General features: G+C 72.4%; 14 protein-coding genes and 1 pseudogene. 6 read left to right on the top strand and 9 right to left on the bottom strand.

Annotation, left to right across the window (positions count from 1 at the left end; translation table 11 throughout):
* Positions 1 to 197: 197 nt before the first annotated feature.
* On the bottom strand, positions 198 to 1259 hold the full coding sequence (locus tag V3N99_08485) for an AraC family transcriptional regulator (GenBank protein MEO3936782.1): 1062 nt from the start codon (positions 1257 to 1259) through the stop codon (positions 198 to 200).
* A 299-nt stretch (positions 1260 to 1558) separates the two neighbouring features.
* Here V3N99_08485 and V3N99_08480 point away from each other — a divergent pair, with 299 nt between their 5' ends.
* A complete protein-coding gene (locus V3N99_08480) occupies positions 1559 to 1918 on the top strand; it encodes a hypothetical protein (GenBank protein MEO3936781.1) in 360 nt (119 codons plus the stop codon).
* A 25-nt stretch (positions 1919 to 1943) separates the two neighbouring features.
* Here the strand turns inward: V3N99_08480 and V3N99_08475 are convergent, their stop codons facing one another.
* From V3N99_08475 to V3N99_08440, 8 genes and pseudogenes are all read right to left on the bottom strand, one after another.
* Positions 1944 to 3269 (bottom strand): M1 family metallopeptidase, encoded by a 1326-nt coding sequence (locus V3N99_08475; protein ID MEO3936780.1) that lies wholly within the window; start codon positions 3267 to 3269, stop codon positions 1944 to 1946.
* Positions 3266 to 7159: a Pls/PosA family non-ribosomal peptide synthetase gene (locus V3N99_08470; GenBank protein MEO3936779.1), complete on the bottom strand. Its 3894-nt coding sequence runs from the start codon at positions 7157 to 7159 to the stop codon at positions 3266 to 3268. Before V3N99_08470 ends, V3N99_08475 begins: the two co-directional genes overlap by 4 nt.
* A 204-nt stretch (positions 7160 to 7363) precedes the next feature.
* Entirely contained in the window at positions 7364 to 7654 is a 291-nt protein-coding gene (locus V3N99_08465) for a hypothetical protein (GenBank protein MEO3936778.1), read from the bottom strand.
* 114 nt (positions 7655 to 7768) lie between these two features.
* Complete coding sequence (locus V3N99_08460) at positions 7769 to 8689, bottom strand: cation diffusion facilitator family transporter (GenBank protein MEO3936777.1); 921 nt, start codon at positions 8687 to 8689, stop codon at positions 7769 to 7771.
* A gap of 154 nt (positions 8690 to 8843) precedes the next feature.
* Positions 8844 to 11693 carry a hypothetical protein gene (locus tag V3N99_08455; GenBank protein ID MEO3936776.1) on the bottom strand — a complete coding sequence of 950 codons (2850 nt, stop codon included), beginning with the start codon at positions 11691 to 11693 and terminating at the stop codon, positions 8844 to 8846.
* A gap of 652 nt (positions 11694 to 12345) precedes the next feature.
* Positions 12346 to 12534, bottom strand: a complete 189-nt coding sequence (locus V3N99_08450) for a hypothetical protein (protein MEO3936775.1) — start codon at positions 12532 to 12534, stop codon at positions 12346 to 12348.
* 273 nt (positions 12535 to 12807) lie between these two features.
* Positions 12808 to 13614 (bottom strand): calcium-binding protein, encoded by an 807-nt coding sequence (locus tag V3N99_08445; protein MEO3936774.1) that lies wholly within the window; start codon positions 13612 to 13614, stop codon positions 12808 to 12810.
* Positions 13615 to 14422: 808 nt separating this feature from the next.
* Positions 14423 to 14605, bottom strand: a pseudogene (locus tag V3N99_08440) (ISL3 family transposase).
* An 888-nt stretch (positions 14606 to 15493) separates the two neighbouring features.
* On the opposite strand from V3N99_08440, the gene V3N99_08435 reads away from it, so the two are divergent.
* From V3N99_08435 to V3N99_08415, 5 genes are all read left to right on the top strand, one after another.
* Entirely contained in the window at positions 15494 to 15700 is a 207-nt protein-coding gene (locus tag V3N99_08435) for a helix-turn-helix domain-containing protein (protein MEO3936773.1), read from the top strand.
* Positions 15701 to 16016: 316 nt separating this feature from the next.
* Positions 16017 to 16625, top strand: a complete 609-nt coding sequence (locus V3N99_08430; GenBank protein MEO3936772.1) for a hypothetical protein — start codon at positions 16017 to 16019, stop codon at positions 16623 to 16625.
* Between the two features lie 233 nt (positions 16626 to 16858).
* Positions 16859 to 17524 (top strand): hypothetical protein, encoded by a 666-nt coding sequence (locus tag V3N99_08425; protein MEO3936771.1) that lies wholly within the window; start codon positions 16859 to 16861, stop codon positions 17522 to 17524.
* Positions 17525 to 17608: 84 nt separating this feature from the next.
* Positions 17609 to 18352, top strand: a complete 744-nt coding sequence (locus V3N99_08420) for an SAF domain-containing protein (protein MEO3936770.1) — start codon at positions 17609 to 17611, stop codon at positions 18350 to 18352.
* Positions 18353 to 18357: 5 nt separating this feature from the next.
* Positions 18358 to 19182, top strand: coding sequence for a hypothetical protein (locus V3N99_08415; protein MEO3936769.1), 825 nt, complete (start codon positions 18358 to 18360; stop codon positions 19180 to 19182).
* Positions 19183 to 19276: the final 94 nt, after the last annotated feature.

The raw sequence follows: 19276 nt of genomic DNA, 5'->3' as shown, positions 1-19276 counted from the left end.
GTCACCGCGGTTGCGTGCCGGTCGCTCAGACCTCGACGCGTCACGGCATCGGCGGCCGGGGCCAGGTGCGTGACGCGGCGGAGGGTCGACCGTGACGGCCTCCGACCCGGTGGCCTGCGCCTGCTCCCCCGTCCACGGGCGGTGGCCGCGCTCGGTGACGATGGCGAGGCTCCGGTCGTCGGTGCTCCCGTCAGGTGTCACCCCGCCCACCACCGCGTCCCCTCGGGCAGTGGTGGGGTGTGCTGCGGCCGGGGCAGCGCACGGCTGCGGCGCACGTCACGGGGGGCGCAGCCCCACCAGCGGCGGGCGCTGCGGCTGAGCGTCGACTGCTCAGACAGGCCGAGGAGAGCCGCGACCCGGCCCAGGGGCAGGTCGGTGGTGGTGAGGTAGTGGTGCGCGCGCTCGCAGCGGACGGAGTCGAGGATCGTGGCGAAGGTGGTGTCCTCGCGGGCCAGGGCCCGCTGCAGCGTGCGGGGGTGCACCGCGAGCAGCGAGGCGACGGCGGCGAGCTCGGGCGCGGAGGTGCCGAGGGTCTGGCGCAGCGCGTCGGCGACCCGCGGGGCCAGCACGTCGTCGGGTGGGGTCTGGCGCTCGAGGAAGTCGAGGGCCATCCGCCGGATGCCGGGGTCGGCCCCCTCGAGCGGCCGCGAGACGAGGCTGGTGGGGATGCGCAGCAGCGCCTCGGGCCGGCCGGTGAGCACACGGACGCCGAAGAACTCCTCGTAGACGCTGACCGGCGCGAGCGGCTCGTGCGACAGCTCGACGGTGCGCAGGCCGTAGGGGCCGCCGACCACCGAGCGCAGCAGGCCGTCGAGGAAGCCGAGGCAGATGTCGATCACCTGGCGCGGCGCCGCCAGCGGGCCGGGCGCCGTCTCGTAGACCAGGGCACTCACGCCCCGAACGCCCTGGGGGTCGGGCGCGAGCCGCACCCGCAGTGAGGGGGCGTGGACGAACATGTAGCGCGAGGTCGCATCGAGGGTGTCGCCGACCGTGGGGGCGTTGCTGATGGCGACGGCCAGGGGGCCGAGGAGGCTGATGTCCTGGTGGCGCGAGACGAGCAGGCCCAGATCGGGTCGCTCGAGCCACGCGGCGGCGAGCTCGAGCACCGTGGCGACGGCGACGTCGTCGACGAGCAGCTCGTCTGTGTCGAGCGCCAACGGGTCGAGCCGGGCGCGGCGGGCCATCGCGTCGGGGTCGCCACCCAGCCCGGTGACGACCTGACGGAATCCCCGCAGCCCCGCCGACCGGATCATCGCCATGTCGTTCAGCGTCGAGTGACCGTCGGATGAAGTCAAGTCTCCCCGCGTGTGATGCGCGAGGGTGGACAGATGAGCACACCCACGAGGGCCGCGACCATGCGCGCCCAGCGCCTCGACACCGAGACCCGCACCCTCGAGGTCACCGACGTCCTCGTGCCGGCGCCGAGGGCATCCGCGCGCTGCAGGAGCACGTGGGCAACCCGGTGCGGATCCTCGTCCAGCCGGAGGGCGACGACGTCCGCGGCGGCATGGGGACCAAAGTCCCTCAGAACGGGTCCCGAACTGACGATGGTTGTCCTATGAGGCGACCATCCACGCGAGGCACCGACGGGGCCAAGGAGTCCTGGTGGACGGCGATCCTGCGACCGCGGGCGCAGCCGCTGCCCCCTCCGGCCCCCATCTCTGAGCTGTTCATCTCCAGCACCGGCTGCTTCGTGGCCGTCGACGAGGCCCTCGGCGACGGCTGTCTCGCCGCGGTGGTCGTCGACGACCTCGTGTGGCGGATCACGCTCGAGGAGTGGCACTCCCGCCAGCCCGAGAGCCGCTGGTCCTCATCCCGACGCCGGTGGCTGGAGGAGTACGACGAGCTGTGCGCCGAGCGCCTGCGCATCACCACGGTCGCGCGCTTCTACGGCGCCGAGGAGCCCCGGCGGCGCTAGCTCAACCCGTGGGTGCGCGGGTGCGCTAAGGCAGCGGTGGCAGCGCTGGCAGCGGTGCGTCGTAGAGCCAGCTCGCCAGCAGCGGCCCCACGTCGGCGCCGGACACGAGCGTCGCGAGCGAGATGAACTCGGTGGTCGTCACCGAGCCGTAGCGGTGGTCGACGAGCCAGCGCCGCAGCAGGCCGAAGAAGGCGTCGTCGCCGATCGTCAGCCGCAGCGCGTGCAGCGTGAGCGCCCCTCGCTTGTAGACCCGGTCGTCGAAGAGCTCGTCGGCACCCGGGTCGGCGATGACGAGGTCCTGTGGCTCGGACGTCAGCCTCCCGTGGTGGCGCACGGCCTGGGTGTGCGTCGACTCGCCGCCCGACTCCTGCGACCAGATCCACTCGCTGTAGCAGGCGAATCCCTCGTGCAGCCAGATGTCGCGCCAGTGCGTGAGCGTGGCGCTGTTGCCGAACCACTGGTGGGACAGCTCGTGGGCGATCAGCCGCTGCGCCCCCCAGTCGGTGCGCGCGAGGGTGGAGCCGAAGGTCGACAGCCCCTGTGACTCGAGCGGGATCTCGAGCACGTCGTCGGTGACGACGACCGCGTAGCCGTCGAAGGGGTAGGGCCCGAAGAGGCGGGTGAAGACCTCGAGCATCTCCACCTGGCGCCCGAAGGCGCGCCCGACCGCCTGCGCGTGCCGTGCGGGGTGGGCGACCGTCACGGGCACCGTCGCGTCGGGCGCGGTGAGGGTGGTGACGGCATACCGGCCGATCTGGAGGGTGGCGAGGTAGGTGGCCATCGGGTGGCGCTCCTGCCACACCCACGTCGTGCGGCTGTGCCGGGGGGTGCGCTCGAGCAGGACCCCGTTGGCGACGACGGTGTAGTCGGAGGGGACGGTGACGCCGAGGCGGTAGGTCGCCTTGTCGGAGGCGCGGTCGTTGCAGGGGAACCACGACGGCGCGCCGTGCGGCTGGGAGGCGACGATGAGGCCGTCCTCGAGCTCTTCCCAGCCGGCGTCGCCGTCGGGTCCGGGGACGGTGCGCGGCACCCCGGCGTAGGCGACGGTCACCCGCAGCCGAGCGCCGGGCGCGACGGGCCGCGCGAGGCGCAGCACGATGCGACCGGAAGTGTGCCGCCACTGCCGCAGCTCGGCCCCCTGGATCGTCACCTTCGAGACCCGCAGCACGTGCAGGTCGAGCACGAGGCGCTCGCCGGGCGTCACGACGACGACGTCGAGGACCGCGCGGGCGGTGAGGTGGTTGCCCGCGGGCTTCCACGTCAGGTCGAGGTCGTAGTGCGAGACGTCGTAGGCCGGGTCGCCGTGGCGGGGGACGAGGGGGTCGGCCGTGACGTCGGAGGCCTGGCTCACGCGGGCTGCGTGGAGGCAGGGGAGGGCTCGGTCTCGGCCCACGGGCCGATCGGGTTGCCCACCCAGCGCGTCTTGTCGGGCACCGACTCACCTCTCATCACCAACGACACCGGGCCGACCGTAGCGTGCCGCCCGATCGAGGCGGCGGGCAGGATGACGCTGTTGGTGCCCAGGGTCGCGCCGGTGCCGAGGACGACCCTGTCCATGCTGAGCAGCCGGTCGTGGAAGAGGTGCGTCTGCACGACGCAGCCCTGCCCCACCGTGGCGCCGTCGCGCAGCTCGACGAGGTCGGCCTCGGGCAGCCAGTAGGTCTCGCACCACACGCCCCGCCCGATGCGGGCACCCATGCTGCGCAACCACATCGACAGCACAGGGGTCCCCGTCGCCCCCCGGGCGAACCACGGTGCGGCGAGTACTTCGACGAACGTGTCGGCCAGCTCGTTGCGCCAGACGAACGAGCTCCACAGCGGGTGGTCGCCCGCGCGCAGTCGGCCGACCAGCAGCCACTTCGCCGCGGTGGTGACTCCCGCAGCCACCGCTCCGGCCACGACGAGGACGACCCCGCCGTATGCCGCGGCCATCCCCCACGAGCTCCGGGCCAGCGCCTCGAGCGCAGCGACCACGACCACCACGAGGAGTACGTGCGCCCAGACCGCGACGATGCGGCAGGCCTCGACCAGCGCCCGCGCCACCCGCAGCCGGCGCGGCGGGTGCACCGTGTGCGACCGGTCGACCACCGTGCCGTCCCGGCGCAACGGCTGGGGCGGGCTGCCGAGCCATGACGTGCCGCGCGTGGCGGAGGCGCGGGCCGGTGCGGCCGAGAGCACGGCGACCAGCCCGCGACGCGGCACCTTGCGCCCCGGAGCGGTCATGCCGGAGTTGCCGACGAAGGCGTGCTTGCCGATCTTGACCTCACCGATGCGCAGCCAGCCGCCCCCGAGCTCGTAGCTGCCGAGCAGCGTGTCGTCGGCGAGGAAGGCACCCTCGGCGATGCTGGTCAGGCCGGGGATCAGCAGCACGGTCGACGCCTCGACGTCGGGCCCGACGCGGGCACCGAGCCCCCGCAGCCAGATTGGTGTGAGGGTGCTCGAGTAGAGCGGGAAGAGCCACGTGCGTGCCTCGTCGAGCAGCCGCACGGTGGTCCACGCCTGCCAGGCGATCCGCCCGTGCACCGGGTGGTGACCGCTGACCAGCCCCCGCCCGAGCAGGCGGGTGAGGAGCAGCACCAGCAGGGCCAGGGTCAGAGCTCCGACGAGCGTGCCGACGGGCAGCCAGGTGACGGCCCGCCGCAGGGAGTCGCCCAGGTCGAGCGCCCCCCGCAGGTAGGCCGCGCCGCTGGCCGCGCCCGCGAGCACCGCGACGATCGGCAGCAGCGAGAGGACGACGGCTGAGAGGCCGTAGGCGACCACCCACAGGGATCGGTTGTGAGGCCGCTCGTCGTCCCAGGGACCGCGAGCGGGGCCACCCTGCTGGGCGGGCGCACCCGACCACCACTGCCCGTCCGGCACCATCCCGAAGACCGCGGAGCCCGGGGTGACCTCGGCCCCGGCGCCGACGTCGGCGCCCGGGAGCAGGGTCGATCGGGCGCCCACGCGGGCCCCGGCACCCACGCTCACCCGGCCCAAATGCAGCACGTCGCCGTCGACCCAGTGGCCCCGCAGGTCGACCTCCTGCTCGATCGAGCAGGCGTCGCCGAGGCTGAGGAACCCCGTCACCGGTGGCAGGCTGTGCAGGTCGACGTCATGGCCGACGTGGGCGCCGAGGGCGCGAGCATACTGACGCACCAACGGTGCTCCTGCGAGGTTGGTGGCCCCGAGCTCGTCGGCGATGCGCTCGGCCAGCCAGACGCGCAGGTGCACCGAACCGCCGCGGGGGTGGTCGCCCGGTGTCACGCCGGCGAGGACGAGCCGGGTGAGGGCCACGCTGACCGCCATGCGGCCGGGGGCGGTCACGAGCAGCACGACGCCGGGCACGAGGGCCCACCACGGGGCCCGCGGCAGCCACGGCAGGCCCCACACGCCGCCCAGCAGCGCGTTGCCCACGCCGATCCACACCAGCCAGCGCAGCCCGCTCACCGTGCGCAGCACGACGGTCGCCAGCACCTGGCCCGTCTGGGTCGACAGCGCGACCCGACCCACCTGACGCTCGACGCGGGTCGTCGGTGCGGCCATGGCGTCGAGGACGGTGGCGAGACCGGTGAGGGTGGGCGCGGCATAGACGTCGGCGACCGTGACCTCGGGGAAGCGCTCGCGCAGCCGCGAGACGAGCTGGGCCGCGGTGAGGCTGCGGCCACCCGCGTCGAAGAAGTCCTCGTCAGCGGTGGTCGCGGGCGAGCCGAGGATGTCGACCCAGAGGGTCTGCAGCCACCCGGCGGTGCCGCCGAGGACGTCCGCCCCGGCACCGTCGGAGGGCAGCGGCCAGGGGAGTGCGGGGCGGTCGATCTTGCCCGAGGTCGTGGTCGGCAGCGTGTCGACCCGCGCGAGGCGCGGCACCATCGCTGCGGGCATGGTCTCGCGCAGGTGCGCCATCGCCGCCGCCTGGTCGAACGAGGCGTCGGTGGCGACGTAGCCGATGAGCAGGCTGTTGCCCGAGTCGGTCCGACGCACGGCCGCGGCGGCGCCCGTGACACCCGGCAGGGCGAGCAGGGCGTTGTCGACCTCACCGAGCTCGATGCGTCGGCCGCCGAGCTTGATCTGGTCGTCGAGGCGACCGACGAAGACCAGGCCCTCATCCTCGTGACGCACGAGATCGCCTGTGCGGTATGCGCGCTCCCAGCCGAGGGTCGGCATGGCGCCGTATTTCTCGGCGTCCTTCTCGGGGTCGAGGTAGCGGGCCAGGCCGATGCCGCCGATGATGAGCTCGCCGGTGCCACCGAGGTCGACGGGGCTGCCGTCCTTGTCGACCACCGCGAGGTCCCACCCGTCGAGGGGGAGGCCGATGCGCACGGGGGGCTGGCCTGTCAGCGGGGCGGCGCACGCGACCACGGTGGCCTCGGTGGGGCCGTAGGTGTTCCACAGCTCGCGGGTCGGTGTGGCGAGGCGGGCGCCGATCTCCGGCGGACAGGCCTCGCCGCCGAGGATGAGCAGGCGCACCTCGGCGAGCGCGTCGGTGGGCCAGAGGGCCACGAGGGTCGGCACCGTCGAGACGACCGTGATGTCGTTGGCGACGAGCCAGGGGCCGAGGTCCATGCCGCTGCGCACCAGCGACCGAGGGGCAGGCACGAGGCAGGCGCCGTGGGCCCAGGCCAGCCACATCTCCTCGCACGAGGCGTCGAAGCCGACCGAGAGGCCGGCCATCACCCGGTCGCGTGGCCCGATCGGCTTGTCCTGCAGGAAGATCCGCGACTCGGCGTCGACGAAGCCGGCCGCCGACCGGTGGCTGACGGCGACGCCCTTGGGCGTGCCGGTCGAACCGCTGGTGAAGATCACCCACGCGTCGTCGGTGGGCGAGGGGTCGGTGAGCTCACCGGCATACGGGAGATCGGGGGTCTCGGGCGTGTCCGGCGTCTCGAGGTGTCGCGGCTCGACGACGAGCTCGGCGCCGATGACCGCGGCGACGTCGCTCTCGGTGAAGACCAGCGTGGCCCGCTCCTGCGGGTCGTCGGCGTCGACCGGCACGTAGGCCGCTCCGGCGAGCAGCACCCCGAGGATGGCGACGTAGAGGTCAGTGGTGCCGGACGGCAGCCGCACCCCGACGCGGTCCCCGGGGCCGACGCCCAGGTCGGCGAGGGTGCGACCCACGACCTGGGCGGCCTCGAGCAGCTCGAGGTAGGTGAGCTGCCCGCGTCCGTTGTCGACCGCGATGGCGTCGGGAAGGCCGGTGACGGTCTCGCGCAGGATGTCGACGAGCGTCCGCGGGGCGGGGGCGTGGTCGGCCCGCAGCAGGGTCACGGGACTCGCGCGGGTCGGGAGATCACGACGCCATTGTGGTGGGTCCGGGTGAACGCCGGGTTGCCGGACTGCCGCTGGGCTGCCACCAGCCCTCCCGCCTTCGCTCAGCCCTGACCCACCGACGGGCAGGCCCCCGGAAGGAGGTCGCTCGGGTGACGACCCGATGACCGAGCCGCGGTCCGGCTGCTGCTGCGGCGTCGACCCTCAGGATCGATCGGCGGGCCGGTCGTGGTGCAGGGCGTCGCGGGCCCGGTCGAACTGCGCCTCGTCGATCTCGCCGGCCGCGAAGCGGCGCGCGAGCACCTGCTCGGCGGCCTCGTACGCCGAGGGCCGGCTGGGCCAGCGGCCCGCCGCGAGCCGGGGGTGGCGGGTGCGGTCGCTGAGGCTGCGGACGACCCAGACGGTCAGGCCCACGGCGACGAGGGCGAACGCGAGCATCACCAGGCCCATCGTCGTCGTGCCGGTCGCGCTCCAGGCGTCGTTGCCCCACATCATGGCGGTTCCCTCTCGTCGATGGCCTCGGGTCGTCCGCAGCCACCCCAACAGCCTGTGTCCCGGTGGGTCGCACGGACAGGGGCATAGGTCCCGACGGGTGGTGCTGGGGCGCCGTCAGGGGTGGGAGGACGACTCGTGGCCGACGTGAGACGCCTGCTCGAACTGGAAGGTCGAGTGGTCGACGCTCACCGCGAAGTGCTCGGCGACACAGGCCTGCAGGTCGTCGAGCATGCCCGCGAGATGCCCGTCGTGGAAGCACTCGTCGTCGACGACCACGTGAGCCGTGAGCACCGGCAGTCCCGTGGCGATCTGCGAGGCGTGCAGGTCGTGCACGTCCTGCACGTGCGGCAGCTCGAGGATGTGTCGGCGCACGTCGGCCAGGTCCAGCCCGGTGGGGGTGCTCTCGAGCAGCACCCGGGCCGCGTCACGCAGCAGGGTCAGGGTGCGCGGCAGGATCAGGGCGCCGATCAGCAGGGAGACGACCGCGTCGGCGCGGGTCCACCCCGTGGTCGCGATGACGACGGCGGCGACGATGACGGCGACCGAGCCGAGGGCGTCGTTCAGCACCTCGAGGAAGGCGGCCCGCAGGTTGAGGTTGCTCGAGCGGGCAGAGGCGAGCAGGGCGATCGAGACCGCGTTGCCGACGAGACCGACGACGCCGAAGACGAGCATCCCGCCGGAGGCGACGTCGGCCGGCGAGACGAGTCGCCGTACGCCCTCGATGAGCACGTAGACGCCCACCGCCAGCAGCAGGGCCGCCTGGGCGAGGGCAGCGAGGGTCTCGGCCCGCTGGTAGCCCCAGGTGCGCCGGTCGTCGGCCGGTCGCGTCGTCAGGTGCGCGGCGACCAGCGCCAGCACCAGCCCGGCGACGTCGGTGAGCATGTGGCCGGCGTCGGCGAGCAGCGCGAGGCTGCCGGTGAGCACGGCACCGACGACCTCGGCGACGAGCACCGTCGTGGTGACGCCCAGCACGACGGCGAGCCGCCTCCGGTGGTCCGGTCCGGCGGGGAGCGCGTGGTCGTGGTCGTGCGCCACTAGGACGGCGTCGACGAAGGGCAGGGAGGCGGCACCATCCGACCGTACCCGCCCGAGCCCGGCCGCGTAGGTAGCCAGAGAATCACCCCCCAAAGCGCTGGGGAGGTGATGCTCTGACCACCTAAGGGCTGCGTCAAGCCGGCTGAGGGGTGCGTCAGCCGGCGTCCGTGACCGTGCCGGTGACGTCGAGGGCCGACATGAAGCGCAAGCCGGTCACCGGGTCGGCGTCCCCGACGACGTGCACCGACTCCACCCCTTCGGTCAGGGCGTCGGTCGAGATCGGGATGACGATGTCGGCGGTCCGGACGCCTGCGTAGAGCGGCACGACGAAGCGGGGGACCGCAGCCGACAACGGGCGTGGCCGCATCCCCGGTCTGACGTTGGCGCCGATGGACTGCAGCCAGTCGAACGGGACGTCAGCGGTGCTGAGCTCTGCGCCGCCCGGCACGGCCGCGAACGTCAGCGGCAGGTACAGCGTCGTCGGCTGCGCAGGGGCGACGGCGATCCGCCACCGCAGCGCCGACCCCTCGGTGACCGCCGGGGCGATCGCGGTCACGGTGACTCTGGGTGGCGGGTCGTCGTCGAGCACTGCCACCTCACCCTGGTAGTCGCCGACGACGATCCCCGAGATGGTCTGGGCGATCAGGGAGCGCACTCGGGTCGGGTCGAAGGTGGTGTTGCCGTCGACGGGCACCGGGACCGTCACCTCGGTGGCTCCGGCCGGGATGGTCACCACCCTGCTCGTGGGGCGACCCCGGGGCGAGCTGGGGTCCGGGCCCAGCGAGATCCACAGCCGGGCCGGCGCACTGACGTCGCCGGTCAGGCGCAGGGGCACCTGCAGGGTGGCGCTGACGTCCCCCTCGGCGACCTGCAGCGGGCCCAGGTCGACCCGGGGCAGCCGCACCGGCGCCGTGGAGACGGTGCCGGGCGACCAGCTCCAGGCGTCGAGCAGGTAGATCGTGCCGTCGGGGGAGCGGGGCAGCAGGTCCGTCCGGGTGACGGCGCGCAGGTTGATCCCGCTGGCCGCGACTGCGGGGCCGGTCAGGGGGCTGCGGACCTCCAGGGCCCACCCCTTGGCCACGACGCCGTCCAGCGGGCTCGTCACCTGCACTGCGGGGAGCGTCACCGCGCGCCCCGCCGTGTCGGTGAGTCGCAGCGCGAACCGGGCTGCGGCGGGGGCGTCGCTGGCGACCCGCATCGACAGGGCGGCCGCACCGGACAGGTTGGTGGGGGAGCGGCGGGTGATGCGCACCTCGCCGGTCTGTGCCGTCCACGACACCCTCAGGGCCCGTCGGCTGGGCTCGCCGGGGGTGTAGGCGAACGAACCGAATGACGGACCGGTGACCGGGCACCCGGTGGCCATGCTGCTCGGGGCGTCGGTGCGGCACACCTGCGCAGTGGTGGCGCCGCTGGTGACGATCGGCAGCGGGTCGGCCGGGACGACCAGCGGGCGACGGTTCTGTCCGAGGGCCGCCGTCAGCACCCGGGTGCTGCCCACGGACCGCGGCACGGTGCCGGTGCCGTCGAGCAGGGGAAGCATCTGCTGGTCGCGTCGGAGCAGCAGCGCCGCGGCCGCGGCGACGTACGTGGCCCCGACCTGACGCTGGGCGGCCGGGGTCAGCCGGACCGAGTCGGCGGCCGAGGTGTCGCAGCGGGTTCCGGAGCCGTCGTACCAGTCGTCGAAGGACGGGGCGGCGGACTCTCCGGGCGTCCACTCCTGGTTGAAGAAGTTGTGGTTCGCCCCGACGACCAGCAGCGAGGTGCGCAGCACGGGGTCGGCGCCCGGTGAGCCGGCCAGGTCGCGGCCGTCGTCGACGTAGTTCTGGCCCTGCAGGTCGGAGACGTCGCCGTCGCAGCTCGGCAGGAGCACTACCGCGGGGACCCCGGGGGCGACGTTGCGACCGAAGTCCGTGGGGGCGATGTGGACGTTGCCTCGAATGGTCCAGCCGGGGGCGGGGCCGGTGATGGAGTCGAGCGCGGCCCGGTTCACGCCCTCGCCACCGCGGGAGTGGCCGACGAGCAGCACCCGGCTCAGGTCTGCGGGGGCGACGGCACGGACGGCCGCCGGGGCCAGTCGCCGTCCGGCCCCGGACCAGCGCAGCCACTGCTCCAGGTGGTGCCGGATGAGCACCGACCGGGCGCTGGCGCCGCCGTCGGTCAGGGCGAAGTCCTGCCCGTTGATGCCGTTCGCCGAGATCGAGACGGTGACATATCCCTGGCTGGCCAGGAGGTCCTGGGTCTGCTGGTAGCCGCGGTAGCTGGGGATCGGCAGCCAGCCGGCCGGGCAGGGCCAGTCACCACTGTCGAGGCCGTTCGTGGTGTAGCAGGTGCCGTGTCGCCCGTGGAGCAGGAGCACGAGCGGACGCGGCGAGGTGCCCGCGGCGGCGACGGTCGGCCCGACCACGAGCGCCGTCACCTCCACTGGCGCAGGGATGCCGGGCACCTGCAGCCCGGGCAGGGCGTACTCCCCCGAGGCGGTGGGCAGGCTGCCTGGGGTGCCCGGGTCGACCGCGGCCGGCGGTCCCTGGGCGGGGAGCGGGCTGGCTGGTTGCCGTGCGCCCGGGGCGGCGCCCGCGGTGATCGCGACTCGGTCAAGGCGTCGGGCACCGGCGCTGACCGACAGGTCAGCGCCGGACAGGGTCGCCGGGTCGAGCCCGGTCGGCAGCGTCACGCTCACCGACCGCAGGTCCGACGACTCCCGCCCGCGCCCCAGGAGGGTGCTCCCGGCCTTGACCTCGAGCGCGGCGTCACCCATCCGCACCGGGCCGCTCGCGTGCCAGGTGAGCTCGGCAGGCGCGCCGGGCGTTCGGGTGAGGGTCCAGCCCGCGGGCAGTGGCGGGACCGTGGGTGCGGAGGTGACACCACTCGGGCCGGAGTCCGCCGCGGCGGTCGAGGTCAGCGCGGCCGCGGCGAGGGCCGTCACGGTCAGAGCGGTCAGCAGCCGCGCGGCGACCTCAGTCGTCGCGGAGTTGCGACGGGTGCGACGGCTGCGGAACGGTCTCATCAGATCCTGCCTCGGAGGCGGCTCGCGGGTCTCGGGGCCGTCCCGAGTCGATCGTGCGCCCGGGGACAGTGGAGCAGCAGCTCACCCCTCGCGGCAACCACCCACGGTGCTCTTTCTGTATGGAGTGCCGCCCCGGTGGTCGGGCTCGTCTGCTGGTCGCGCTACCCGTCGTGCGGCCGGAGGGTTCTCCACCAGCACGGACCCGACGAGCCGATCAGTACCGCCGAACAGCGAGAGCCCACCGTGTGCCTCGGGTAACGGTGTCGGGGGTCGAAGGATGTGGAGGAGAGGGCGGACCGCTACCGCCCGTCGAGGCCGACAGGACCCCGACCGTGCAGCTGCCTCCTGGGGCGTGGACGAGACGTGGGTCACCGGTGAGCTCGGGGGCAGTCAGGGTCGGTGCGCAAGGAGTGATCGGTGGGCTGGCGGTCAGTCTCTACGGTGAACGGCGACACGGTCACGAGGTGATGTCCAACCCCCGAAGAGCACGCATCCGATCCTGGGCGGCCTTCTCCCGACTGCTGTCCCGCTCGTCCACCTCGTGAATGTGCATGACGAAAGGTACCGGCGCGACTCTCTGCGGCGGATGAGGCGTGTGGCCTGGGCGGTCACGTCGTCGACGTCCGCAGCGAACGCGACGGCCGCCCGGCGCTCACGAGCCAAGGCTCCACCAGATCGTCAAAGAGCTGGAGTACGCGGCCGACGGTCCCGGGTGCGGAGTGGGGGGATCGCCGGAGCCGACGCTGGTCGCCCGGTAGCCGAAGCCGTCCTCCTCGCCGACCTCCCAGGTGAAGGGGACGACCGCCCCGACGGCGAGGGCCCGCAGCTCGTGGTGGGTCAATCGCCAGCATGTGTGCCCACACGTGTGCCCGGGTGGCCACGTCCGGCGCCGGCGAGTCGCGACGGACGCGACGGCCTCCGGGGTGCCTGATCGGCTGGTCTGGCTCGCGCGGCTGTGGCGTTGCCGCGAACAGGCCTGCCGGTCGGGGTCTTCTTACACGAAGAGGCGCTCCCACGCGGACCGGTACTGCGCGTGCCGTCCATGACACAGGGGGCACCCGGTACTCACGGACGGGCGACCGACTGGTGGGGGACGCCCGCCCGTCCGAGCACCTCAGGTGGCGCTGGCGTTCGTCCCTTGGTCGGTCTCGTCGTTGCTGTCGTCGTCACAACCCTGGGTGCCGGCGTCGTCGCAGACGTCCGCGCCGGTGCCACCGTCCACGACGTCAGTGCCGTCTCCGCCCTCGACGACGTCTGCTCCGTCGTCTCCGTAGACGGCGTCATTGCCGGCTCCGCCGTCGAGGTGGTCGGACTCGGTTCCCCCATGCATGAGGTCATTACCGGCACCCCCGGTCAGGACGTCGTTGCCGGCGTCACCGTTCTCGTGGTCGTTGCCGTCACTGCCCTGGATGGTGTCGTTCCCCGTGCCCCCACTAAGGGTGTCATCGCCGGTGCCTCCGTCGAGCGCGTCGTTGCCGGGGCCGCCGTCCTCGTGGTCTGCTCCGTCTCCGCCCGAGATGTGGTCGTTCCCGGCGTCCCCGAAGTCGGTGTCGTTCCCCGACCCAGAGATGATGGTGTCGTCCCCGTTGCCGCCATGGATGACGTCGTTGCCGCTGTCGGTGGAGATGTGGTCGGCCCCGTCACCGCCGTAGACGGTGTCGTTGCCGGCCCCGGTGCAGATGAGGTCGTTCCCGCCGAGTCCGTAGACCGTGTCGCCGCCCCCGAAGGTGACGATGACGTCGGGCCCAGCAGTGCCGACGATCACGTCGTGTCTGGGCGTGCCGACCTTGGTGGCGGCGTGCCCGAAGCAGGTCGGCGTCGCAGCCTGCGCCGCACCGAGATGGGTGCCGTAGAGGAGGGTGAGGGCACAGGTTGCTGCCAGGGCGGTGAGGGTCCGGCGGCGCGTCGCGGAAGGGCGCAAGCGAGGTGGTGTCGTGTGTGGGGGGATCATGAGCCCGGCTTTCGGTGTGAGGAGTGGCAGCCCGATTTATGGCTATAGTCCGATTATGGGGCCAGGTAGGCCCCCTGACACCTGTTTTCAGGGAACCGTCAGGTCACCGCTCCGGCTCAATTCACCCCGGCCAAGGAGACACGGAAACTTGTGCGCGAAGGCAAGGTTGTGCGGGCCCAGCGGACACGTGAAGTCCACGACAGCGCCGAGGCCGGTGAGGTAGATCCGTCGGCGTACGGGTTGGGCAGTCGGCCTTACTGGAGCTGAGGACTGCGTGCAGGAACAGGACGGGTCGACGATCGGGGTAGGTCGACTGCGCTGGGCTACTTGAGACGCGCCGAATGCCCTACCGGGCCCGTGCCATCCGCGTTCGGCGTCGGGGAGGAGTTGGCGATAGATGGCGTCGGGGATCCAGCACTTGCTCGAGATCCCCGTCGATCGTCAAGACCCGTAGGCCCTCGGTACGGACGGTGACCACCGCCATCGAGGGCGCGTCGAGGGCGTCCGTCTTACGGTTGCGGCCGGTGTCGAAGGGCGAACCCGGGCAGCGAGCTCGGCCGGGACGTCTACGACGTCCTCACCGTGTTCACGTAGTCGCCGGGCCAGGGGTCGACCGACTCCGTTGGCGTCCTCGACCGCCCACACCCGGTCGGGCCACGCCTTGGCGTAGGCCCGAATCGCGTTGTCGTCGGACTGGTCGGCCGGAGAACGGCACCCGAACAACTTCTCCCGTCGGCGACGGCCCTAATCAGGCTCTCCTGACTGATGTCTGGGTGGGTCACGCGGCTTGGCGGCCTGGGAGGTCGGGTCGGTAGCCGCCGAGGGCGAGCAGGGCGAGGGCGATGAGGGCGTCGGTGTTCTTGAACCCGAACGCCATCCGCATCAGCAGCCGGATCTTGCGGGCCAGCTCCACGAACGACGGCAGCCTCGAGCGGGACGCCCAGGCCAGCCAGTCATCAAGTAGATGGGAGCCGTGGCGGTCCTTGGTCCGGATGATCTGGCTGAGCGCGTGGTCCACGCAGCATGTGTCCCCGCATGTGTCCCCACGGAAGACTTGCGTGGAGGTCGCAGACCTGTGACCTGCGGGTTTGTGGGCCCCGTGGGACTCGAACCCACAACCTACGGATTAAAAGTCCTCGGGACCCGGTGTCAGGCAGGCTCATCCGGTCGCTTGACCTGCATGTTTGTGCTCAGCCTACGCCGGCGCGCCAACCTGCAGAAGTCAGCAACTGCACCACATTTGCACCGCGAGCTGGTCCCCACGCGCTCGGTAGAGGCTGGAGAGAGCTCGAGGAGAGTCTGGGCCGCCGCACCTGCCGGGTCGCGGCGGTCAGCCTCGCCGGCCTTGCTCGAGACGCTCACCTGAGAGCCGGTCCAACGACCAGGCCAGCATCGCCGACCTCATCGCGGGCACCGGGCCGGGCTGTCACGGCTGGCCAGCGTCGACGCCGTCGCTGCCGCCGCGGTGATGTTCACTAGCGGGGTTCGGGCGGGAGTGGGCGGGTTGGCCATCGAGCTGGGCTGGCCGGGTCCATCTGCAGCGTCCACTCACTCCGGCTCGACGGAGAGACACCAGGGGGCGGCTGCGGCAAAGTGGAGGCTGGCTGCCGTGCACTCTTCTAGGGTGGGGTTCGATATGGAGACCGCCCCAGCCATCGACGCTGACGCGCTTCGGGCCGCGCGTGAACAGGCTGGAGTTAGCCAGAACGACCTAGCCCGTCGGGTCGGGATGTCCAGCGGCACCCGGGTCTCGCGGTGGGAGAGGGGCGAGGCTCGTCCGCGAAACCCGGAGATCCTGCACGCCATCGCTGCAGCTCTGGAGGTTGAGGCCGTCACTTTGCTTCTCCCTGTGCAGGATGGCCCGGACCTTCGGTGGCTGCGGTTCGCCGCCGGTCTGAGTGTCGGGCAGCTCGCCGAGGCCGCGCACACGTCGGTCTCCACCGTCAAACGGTGGGAGGCGGAGGGACTCGTGGCTCCCAGCGAGACAACTGTGCGTGCCCTGGCTACAGCCCTGCGCGCGGCGCCGGCCGACGTCCGCCGCGCACTCCAGAGCTGAGAGCAACCTCGCCCTTCGGGACGTCCGGGCAAATTCGGCGAGCGCTTAGGGGGGACCTCCGGGCCGATGTGTGGTCGGATGTTGCCCACATCGCACCAGTTGGACAGGGCGTCGTGCCGACGACGACCAGCAGTGGGGCCACCCACAATGCGGGGGCGAGGGATGAGCGTTCTCGAACATCTGAGGTCGCGACTGACAGAACCCTCGCCATATGCCGCTTTAGGGTCTAGCCTCTATATCACCGAATTGGGGTGCGGGTGAGCGCCCCGTGCCTTGGGCACGCCTCAGGGTCTTAGGAGACTCGAAGGGAGGAGACATGAAGGCGACCTGGACTGGAGCCGTCCTCGGTGCTGTCCTGCTCGCGGGCTGCACGGCTGGCGGAGCGACGGACCCCACTGGCCCCACGTCCCCGTCAGCCTCGCCGGCCCCTCCCTCATCCACCACCACGACGGCGACCCCAACCACCTCCCCGCAGGACGCCGCTACCGCTTCGGCCGAGGAGGTTCTGCGGGCCTACTACCGCGCGCAAACGACCTGCTTCGAAGACCTCGCGACGGCACCTCTGACCTGCTTCGATCCGGTGGCGATCGGCACTGAGTTAACGAACATGCGTAACGCGATCGCCAGCGCCAAGCAGATGGAGACGAAGATCTCCGGAGAAATCGGTCTGATCTCGGTCAAGCGAAAGAGCGTTGATCTGACAAACAAGGTCAACCAGTCGCCCCCGATTGTGCCGACCGTGGTCTTCACGGTGTGCACCGACGTGACCGCGTACAACATCGTGGACAAGGCGGGCAAGTCCATCGTCCCGCCGGGCCGCCAACCTCACGTGCTGGTCGACGTGTCGGTCTATAACTACAAGCTGCCTGACTCGACTCAATGGCGCGTGGGGTATGTCGTCCCTGTCAAGGGCGGAACATGCTGACGCGCGCCAGGTCCGCTCTCGTCATCGTCGTGGCGATGATCGTTATGTACGTGGCCGCTCCACCTGCGCACGCCGACCCACCGATATGTGTCTCTTACGGCCCCACTGGGCTCTGCAGGGTCTGGGCCGGTGGCGGCGGTGGCGGCGGTGGCGGTGGCGGTGGCGGCGGTGGCGGTGGCGGTGCGGGCGGTGCGGGCGGTGCGGGCGGTGCCAGTGGCGGCGGTGGTGTCCACTTGATCGCCATCGACGGGGTGCAGTGTCGTCCGGCCGGACTCACGAATCCGCAACCACCGCAGTCCGAGGCCGTCTGGGCGGGGCATACAGACGGTGCGATCTTCGACTGCGTCGTGCCCGCCCATGTTGGTCCGGGAGTGATTATCGCCGCGTGGACGATCAGTTACTGGGCGGCGTCTGCGCCTCCTCCTCCTCCGCCGAATCCTCTTCAGCTGGCGCGCAACGCGGTCGCGTCGATGAAGTTGTCCGCGATCACGATGGGCCTGGTTCCGGAGCCGGGGGCGGGGTCGGTCGGGCTGGTGGGCATGCCGAACTGGATGTGGGTTGAGCGTCCGACCCAGGGCACGTGGGGGCCGATCACCCGCACCGCGTCGGCGGCCGGCTGGACCGTGACCGCGACCGCGCGCGTCGCTCAGGTGGAGTGGGCCATGGGCGACGGGCAGACGGTGACCTGTGGCGCGGGGACGCCCTACCAGGACTCCTATGGCCGGCAGGCATCGCCGACGTGCGGGCATACGTACACGCGGCAGGGGAGCTACACCGTGACGGCGACCTCGCACTGGGTGGTCACGTGGGCCGGGATCGGGCAGGCCGGGACGATTGCGATGGACCTGTCTCAGTCCGCTGCGGTGACCATCGGCGAGGCCCAGGTCCTGAGGCAGTGATGCGGGGATGCGGGGATGCGGCGATGCGGTGGTGCAGCGGTGTGGTGATGCGGTGATGTCGCGATGTGGGGAAGGAGCCAGACGATGACCAGTACCGTCGAGCGGCCGGCGAGCCGGGCCCGGCGCCGGGTTCGCCCGGGCGCGCAGCCCGGGCCGGGACCGACGTCGAGCGTCATGGCGACGCCGCCGAGGCCGCGCCGTCGGTGGGGGGTGTTCGCGGCGATGGCGGGCGTGGTGTGCCTGGGGGCGCTGGGCAATGTCTGGCTGCACCAGGTCACGAACAACGCCCGGGAGGTGGTCGCGGCCCGGGTCACGATCGAGCGCGGCTCGCTGATCACCCGGGATGAGCTGATGTCCGTGCAGATCGGCACCGACCCGGCGGTGCGCAGTGTCCCGGCCGGGGGGCTGGACCGGCTGGTCGGCCAGCGTGCGGCCGTGGACGTTGCGGCTGGCTCGCTGCTGACCGGGGGGTCCGTGACGGCCCAGAACGTGCCCGGACGGGGTTACTCGCTGGTGGGGGTCGGGGTGATGCCGGCGATGATGCCTGGGGCACAGCTGACCGCGGGGGACCGGATCCGGGTCGTGGGCACGCCCGGGCAGCTGGGCGAGGCGACGCCAGGCACGACGACGGGCACGACGGCGGGCATGACGGCCGCGCCGGTCGAGGTGGCGGCGGTGGTGGTCAGCACCGTGACGGGGGCGGACACGACGGGGCTGGGAGCCCAGACGCTGATCACGGTCGAGGTCCCGGTCGGTGATGCTGCGGCGCTGGCGTCGATGGCGGCCACGGGCAAGGTCGCGGTCGTGCTGGACTCGCGGGATCGGTAGAGACGGTGAGCCTGATCGTGCTGACGTCCGCGTCGGGGTCTCCGGGGGTGACGACCACCGCGCTGGGGCTGGCGCTGGCGTGGCCGCGCCCGGCGCTGCTGGTCGAGGCCGACCCCACGGGTGGGTCGTCGGTCGCGGCCGGCTACCTGCGCGGGTCGGTGGTGCCCCCGGAGGCGATGATCGCGCTGGCCCTGGCCCAGCAGGACGGGTCCCTGCTCGAGGCGCTGCCGCAGGTGTCGATGCCGCTGCCGGGCTCGTCGGCGATGTTCGTGCCTGGCGCCCGCTCCCATGAGCAGGCCCGCACCCTGTTGGGGCTGTGGGAGCCGCTGGCTGGTGTGCTGCGCGCCCTGGAGGGCACCGGGCAGGACGTGATCGTGGACGCGGGCCGGCTTGGGCTGTTCGGTAGCCCGGAGCCGCTGCTGAACAGGGCCGATCTGGCGCTGTTGGTCACGCGCAGCGACATGGTCTCCTTGGCCGGGGCCCGGTCGTGGGCGCAGACGCTGCGGGAGCGGTTCGGCGGGGCCGGGGCCGTGACTTCGCTGGGGGTGCTGATGGTGGGGCAAGGGGCGCCGTTCCGGGCCCGGGAGGTGGGCCGGGTGCTGCAGGTCCCGGTCGTGACCACCCTCGCGTGGGACCCGGCCTCGGCCGCGGTCCTGTCCCACGGAGCGCCGCCCCCGCCGGCGGGCCGGCTGGCCCGGCTCGCCGGCCGGGGAGGGTGGGAGGACGGCGCGCTGCTGCGCAGCCTGCGCGCCGCCCGCAGCGCCGTCACCGGACGGATCAGGGCCAATGAGGAGCAGCTGCAGGCTGCCGACGGCGGGAGACAACGGTGAGCAGCGAGCCGATAGCCACCACAGACCCCGCTGACGGCGCTGACGGCGTTCACGCCACTCGCAGCGCGGTGGGCGCGGAGAGCGCGGAAGGCAC

Source organism: Dermatophilaceae bacterium Soc4.6 (assembly GCA_039889245.1).
Classification (GTDB): domain Bacteria; phylum Actinomycetota; class Actinomycetes; order Actinomycetales; family Dermatophilaceae; genus Lapillicoccus.
Note: the sequence above shows the minus strand (reverse complement) of the source record. Positions and strands in the feature narration are given on the sequence as shown.